The sequence below is a fragment of the Streptomyces cellostaticus genome (assembly GCF_023630175.1).
Classification (GTDB): domain Bacteria; phylum Actinomycetota; class Actinomycetes; order Streptomycetales; family Streptomycetaceae; genus Streptomyces; species Streptomyces cellostaticus_A.
Genome location: NZ_JALLIN010000094.1, coordinates 1 through 5,872, shown reverse-complemented (window position 1 = coordinate 5,872; position 5,872 = coordinate 1). Strand labels below are relative to the sequence as shown.

Here is a 5,872-nt window from a genome sequence, read left to right as displayed (position 1 = left end):
GACACCGGAGAAACAGTCCGCGTCCTGTTCGGCGATCACGCGGAAGAGCCCGGCGGTCAGGTGCACGGAGGTGATCTGTTCCCGGGTGAGGAGCTTCCTCAGGGCCACCGAGTCGATCGGCTCCGCCGGGGCGACGACGACCCGGGCCCCGGAGAGCAGCGGGACCCACAGTTCGTAGTCGGAGATGTCGAAGGCGTGTGGTGCCTGGAAGAGGATGCGGTCCTCGGGGCCGCTCCTCCAGGACGGGTCGAGGACCAGATCCACGACGGCTCGGTGTGTGACGGCAACGCCCTTGGGCTCGCCCGTGGAGCCTGATGTATACATCACATACGCCAGCCCGTCGGCCTCCACACGGGCACCAGCGCCCGCACCGGCAGGGTCACCGGCACCGGAAGAGGTCGGCTCCGAGCAGTCCCGGTCCTCGCCGGTCGCTGCCGCAGCACCGTTCACCGCATGGACGGCGACCGCCGTGCCCACGAACGCGGCCGCATCTCCCGGCCGGTCCGTCAGCAGCAGCCGGGCGCCACAGCCCTCCATCACCAGTCGGCGGCGCTCCGCCGGGTAACCGTCGTGCAGCGGTACGTAGAACGCGCCTGTCTTGAGCACGGCCAGCAGTGCGACCACGAGGTCGGTGGAGCGTTCCATCCACACCGCGACCGCCTGCTCCGGCCCTGCACCCCTGGCCGCGAGGTCGCGGGCCAGGGCGTCCGCCCGGGCATCCAGCTCGGCGTACGTGATGTCCGTTCCGCCGCCCGTGAGGGCGACGGCGTCCGGGGTGGCGTGCGCCTGCGCCCGGAAGACCTCGGGCACGGTGGCCGGCGTGGCCCGGGCGGCGGCGCCGCGACCCAGGGCGAGGAGCTGCTCCCGTTCCGCGGGGCCGAGCAGGTCGACGTCACGGATCGCCGTGTCCGGGGCAGCGACGATGGTTTCGAGGAGCCGGACGAGGCGCGCCGCCAGCTGTTCGACGGCCGCCCGGTCGAAGGCGTCCTTACGGTAGTCGAGGTTCAGGACGAGCTCGCGTCCCGGAAGGACCATCAGGCTCAGCGGATAGTGGGTCGCGTCGTGCCCCGTGACGTCGGCGACCTGGAGGTCCGCACCGAGTCCGGCGGACGCGGCCTCGTCCACCGGATAGTTCTCGAAGACGACCACGGTGTCGAAGAGGTCGGTCCGCCCCGCCGTCTTCTGGATTTCGCCGAGCCCGAGGTGCTGGTGGGGCATCAGGCGCGCCTGCTCGTCCTGAAGCCGCGCGAGGACCTCGACGACGGACCGGGCCGGGTCCAGTCGTACCCGGACCGGCAGGGTGTTGATGAACAGCCCGACCATGGTCTCGATTCCGGGGAGCTCCGGGGGGCGTCCGGAGACCGTGGTGCCGAAGACCACGTCGTCCAGACCGGTGAGACGTCCCAGCAGGATGCCCCAGGCGCCCTGCATCAGCGTGTTGAAAGTGAGGTTCCGGGTGCGTGCCAGTTCGACGAGGGCACCTGTCAGGCGTTCGTCGACCGTGAAGGTGGCGCGTAGCGGGAACGATTCGGAGGGCCCTGTGCCTGGGCGGGACACGAGGCGGGTGGAGTCCTGGAGCCCGTCGAGCGCGGCCGCCCACTCCCTGCGCGCGCTCTCGCCGTCCTGGCGTGCCGTCCAGGCGAGGTAGTCGCGGTACGGCGTGACCGGCGCGAGGCGGGCCCCGCCCCGGCTCTGGTAGAGGCTGAACAGCTCCTGAAACAGGACCGCGTTCGACCATCCGTCGAGCAGGATGTGGTGGTTGGCCCAGACGAACCGGTAGTCGTCCTCGGCCATCCGGACGAGGGTGCAGCGGATCAGCGGCGCCCGGCGCAGGTTGAACCGGCGCCCGCGGTCTTCGGTGAGGAGGCGTTCGAGTTCGGCTGTGCGCTGCTCCTGCGCGAGGTGGGTGAGGTCGACGTCCCGCCAGGGGGCTTCGACGTCGCGCATCACCAGCTGGACGGGCTGCCCCGTCTTGCGATGCTGTATCCCGACCCGGAGGTTGGCGTGACGAGCCAGCACCTCGTTCACCGCCGCGCGCAGCGCAGGTCCGTCGACCGTGCCGCGCAGCGATATGACGAGCTGCACGACGTAAGTGTCTGCGGCTTCGTCATCGAACTGGGCGTGGAAGAGGAGCCCCTCCTGAAGAGGCGACAACGGAAGGATGTCTTCAATTCGCGACCGCTTCATCTCAAGTCCTTCCGTTCAGTCTTCGATCTCGGCGAACTCGAACGCGTCGATCTCGTCTTGGCTCAGACCCACGAGGGGCACGTCGGACGGAGTCAGCCCGCCGATGTCGGGGGAACCGACCAGGGCGACCATGTCGGCCAGGGCCTGCGTGTACGCCTCGGCGAGTTCGTGCACTTCGCCGGCCGCCGACAGCCGGCCCGGCCAGGCCCAGGTGGTGAGTAGCTCGGGTCCGGAAGCGGTGTCGCGGGCCACGGCGTTTACCGTCAGGGTGTAAGTCATGGGCATGTCCGGGTCGGCACCGCCGCCCGCTTCTCCTTCGCCCAAGACCGACCAGGGCTGCGGCTCCGCGCCGTGGTGGCCGGGCGGCGCCGGGATGCGTCCCAGGTAGTTGAAGAGCACATGGGCCGCGGGGAGGGCCGCGAGGCGGTCGGCCGTCTCCGGGTTGAGGTACCTGAGCAGGCCGTAACCGAAGCCGTGGTCCGGGGCCGCCCGCAGCTGCTCCTTCACGTACTTGAGGCCGTCCTCCGCGCCGCGTCGCCGGCCACCGACCTCCTGCACGTCGAGGCGGACGGGAGCGACGCTGGTGAACCAGCCCACCGTCCGCGAAACGTCCAGGGCGGGACTGGTCTCCTCCCGCCCGTGGTGCTCCACGTCGACGAGGAACGGCGGCGTGGTCCCGCCCAGCCGTGCCGTACGACGGTCCACGGCCAGCATGAGAGCGGCGAGCAGGACGCTGTCCGGCGCGCAGTTGTAGGCCTCGGGCAGGGTCGTCAGCAGCGGCCTGGCCAGCTCCGCCGGCAGGGTCACGCTGAGCGTCTCGGCGGTGCCCCACTTGTCGCGTTCGGGATCGGGGGCAGTCGGCACTGCGCCCAGAGGCACCTCGGCGTCCGCGAGGAGCCGCTCCCAGAAGGGCAGCTCACCGATCCTCCGTTCTGCCTCGGCGGTCGTGTGCTGGGCCCAGCGGCGAAAGGACGTGTACACGGGCTGGAGGCTCGGCTGCCGGCCCGCGGCGGCGGCCTTCCAGGCGGAGACGAGGTCGGGCACGAGGATGCGCCAGGACACGGCGTCGACGGCGAGGTGATGGAGCGTGATCACCAGGCTGCCGTACTCGTGCGGTCCCGCGTCGAGCCAGACGACGTCCAGCATCCGCCCGTCCGCCGGAGCCAGGCGGCTGCCCGCCTCGGCCTCCTGCTCCACCGTCAGCTCCCGGAGCCGCGACTCCCCCAGCCCTGCGGCCTCGACGCGGGACAGAGACGATTCGGCGGAGACCGTGCCGGGCGACAGCACCTCCAGCTGCCACGTCCCGTCCGGGGAGCCGGTGAGCCGGGCCCTGAGGAGGCCGTGGTGGTCGATGACCGCCTGTACCGCAGCCGTGAGGTCCTCGCGGCGCAGGCCGCCCGGGGTCACGAGCGTGACCGACTGGCTGAACCGGTCGATGACGTCGCTGCGTTCGCAGATCTGCCGCATGACCGGTGTCAGCGGTACCACGCCGGTGCCCGAGTCAGCCGCCCCGTCGGTCCGCGCGTCCACCTCGACCGCCACCGCTGCGAGTGCTTCGACGGTCTTTCGTTCGAACACCTGCCGCGGTGTGATGATCAGCCCTGCGGCGCGTGCCCTTGCGACGAGCTGGATGGAGACGATGCTGTCGCCGCCCAACGCGAAGAAGCTGTCGTCCGCGCAGACCTCAGCGACCCCCAGTACATCGGCGAAGACCGCGCACATGATGCGCTCCTTGGCGGTAAGGGGAGCCCGACTGCCCCCTCCCGCGTAGTCAGGTGCGGGCAGGGCCGCCCGGTCGAGCTTGCCCGTCGGCCCCAGGGGAAGGGCGTCGAGCTGCACCAGGGCAGCCGGGACCATGTAGTCGGGCACGGCATCGGTCAGGCGAACCCGCAGGTCCTCCGGCTCCACGCGCACGTCGCCGTCGGTGACCAGGTAGGCGACGAGCCGCTTGTCCCCCGGCCGGTCCTCGCGGACGACGACCACGGCCTGCGCCACGTCCGGGAACGACTCCAGAACCGCCTCGATCTCACCCGGCTCGATACGGAAGCCCCGCACCTTGACCTGGGTGTCCGTGCGGCCGGCGAACTCCAGAGTGCCCTCGCGCCGCCATTTCACCCGGTCACCGGTCCGGTACATGCGCGTACCGGAAGGACCGAACGGGTCGGCCACGAACCGCTCCGCCGACAGGTCGGGGCGGTCGACGTAGCTGCGGGCCAGGCCCTCACCGGCGACGTACAGCTCCCCGATCACTCCGCAGGGCACGGGCTGAAGCCCCTCGTCGAGCACGTACAGCCGCGTGTTGTCGAGCGGCCGGCCGATCGGGATGGGAGACGTGTCGTCGTCGCCGTCCATCTGCAGCGCGTGGTGGGCGACGCACAGGGTCGACTCGGTAGGCCCGTAACTGTTGGTGAACCGCATGCTGCGGGCGTGGTCCCGAACCTTCCGCACCGCAGAGGGCGAGACCGTGTCACCACCGATGTAGACGTCGCGGAGGGTGACGAAGCTCTGGGGTGCGCTCTCGGCCAAGGCCCGGAAGATGCCCTCGTTGAACAGCCCCACGGTGACCCGTGCCGCCGTCATGGTGCGGGCGAGCTCGGGGATGTCCGTGGCCACGGTGCCCGAGGCCACCAGGGTGGCACCGTTGAGGAGCCCGCCCCACACCTCGTACGTGGAGGCGTCGAACGACGGCGACGAGTGGACGAGGATCCGGTCCTCGCCCGTGTGCTCCCAGTACCGGTCGCAGACGAGCGCGACGACGTTGCGGTGGGTGACGGCCACGCCCTTGGGCCGCCCGGTGGAACCGGAGGTGAACATGACGTACGCCAGGTCGAGCGGCCGCACCGACGGCGCCGGATCCGCCGCTGCCGGCACGCCTTCCACGGGCAGCTCCTCGACCCGCAACACATCGAGACCGTTCCTGAGGTACCCGCCCGGGAGCAGGGCACAGGTCGTCCGGTCGACCACGACCGCGGTGCTCCGGGAGTCCCCGAGGACCAGCTCCAGGCGGGCGGCGGGGCTCCGCCGGTCCAGCGGCACGTACGCCGCTCCGACATGCACGAGGGCGACGGTCAGGGAGATTTGGTCGATCCAGTCGTCCAGCAGGAGCGCCACCCGGTCGCCCCGCCCGATGCCGCGTGAGGTCAGCCCGTGCATGAGCCGCCGTACGCGCACGCCCAGCTCGGCGTAGGTGAGCTCGACTCCGCCACCCACCAGCGCGAGGGCATCGGGCGTACGCCCGACCTGCGCCTGGAACAGCTCGGGCAGCGTGGCCACGGAGAACTCGTGAGCGGTGTCGTTCCACTCGACGAGCATCCGCCGACGCTCGTCCGCGCCGAGGACACCGAGGGTACGGATCGGCTGGTCGGGGGCGTCCGTGACCGTTTCGAGGAGCCGGGACAACCGCTCGGCGAGCTGCTCGACGGTGGTCCGCTCGAACAGATCGGTGCGGTAGTCCAACTCGCCCAGCAGACCGGCCGGGACCCCGTCGAGCTGATGGGTCTCGGCGAGGTTGAGGGACAGGTCGAACCTGGCCGCCGGGTTGTGCACCGGCTCGTCCTGCGTCCGGATGCCGGGCAGGTCGAGGTCTGGCTGCGCGTTGTTGTGGAAGGCGAGCATGACCTGGAAGAGGGGGTGGCGGGCCATGGAACGTGCGGGGTTGAGGATCTCCACGAGCCGCTCGAACGGC

2 protein-coding genes are annotated in these 5,872 nt (G+C 70.9%); both read right to left on the bottom strand.

Translation table 11 applies throughout. The features are described 5' to 3' along the window. Window positions 1-2,187 (bottom strand): condensation domain-containing protein (locus tag MXD57_RS30970; protein WP_250405540.1); only part of this gene is annotated, 2,187 nt, incomplete at its 3' end. 15 nt (window positions 2,188-2,202) lie between these two features. Next, the coding region (locus MXD57_RS30965) for an amino acid adenylation domain-containing protein (protein WP_250405539.1) at window positions 2,203-5,872 on the bottom strand (3,670 nt) is incomplete at its 5' end.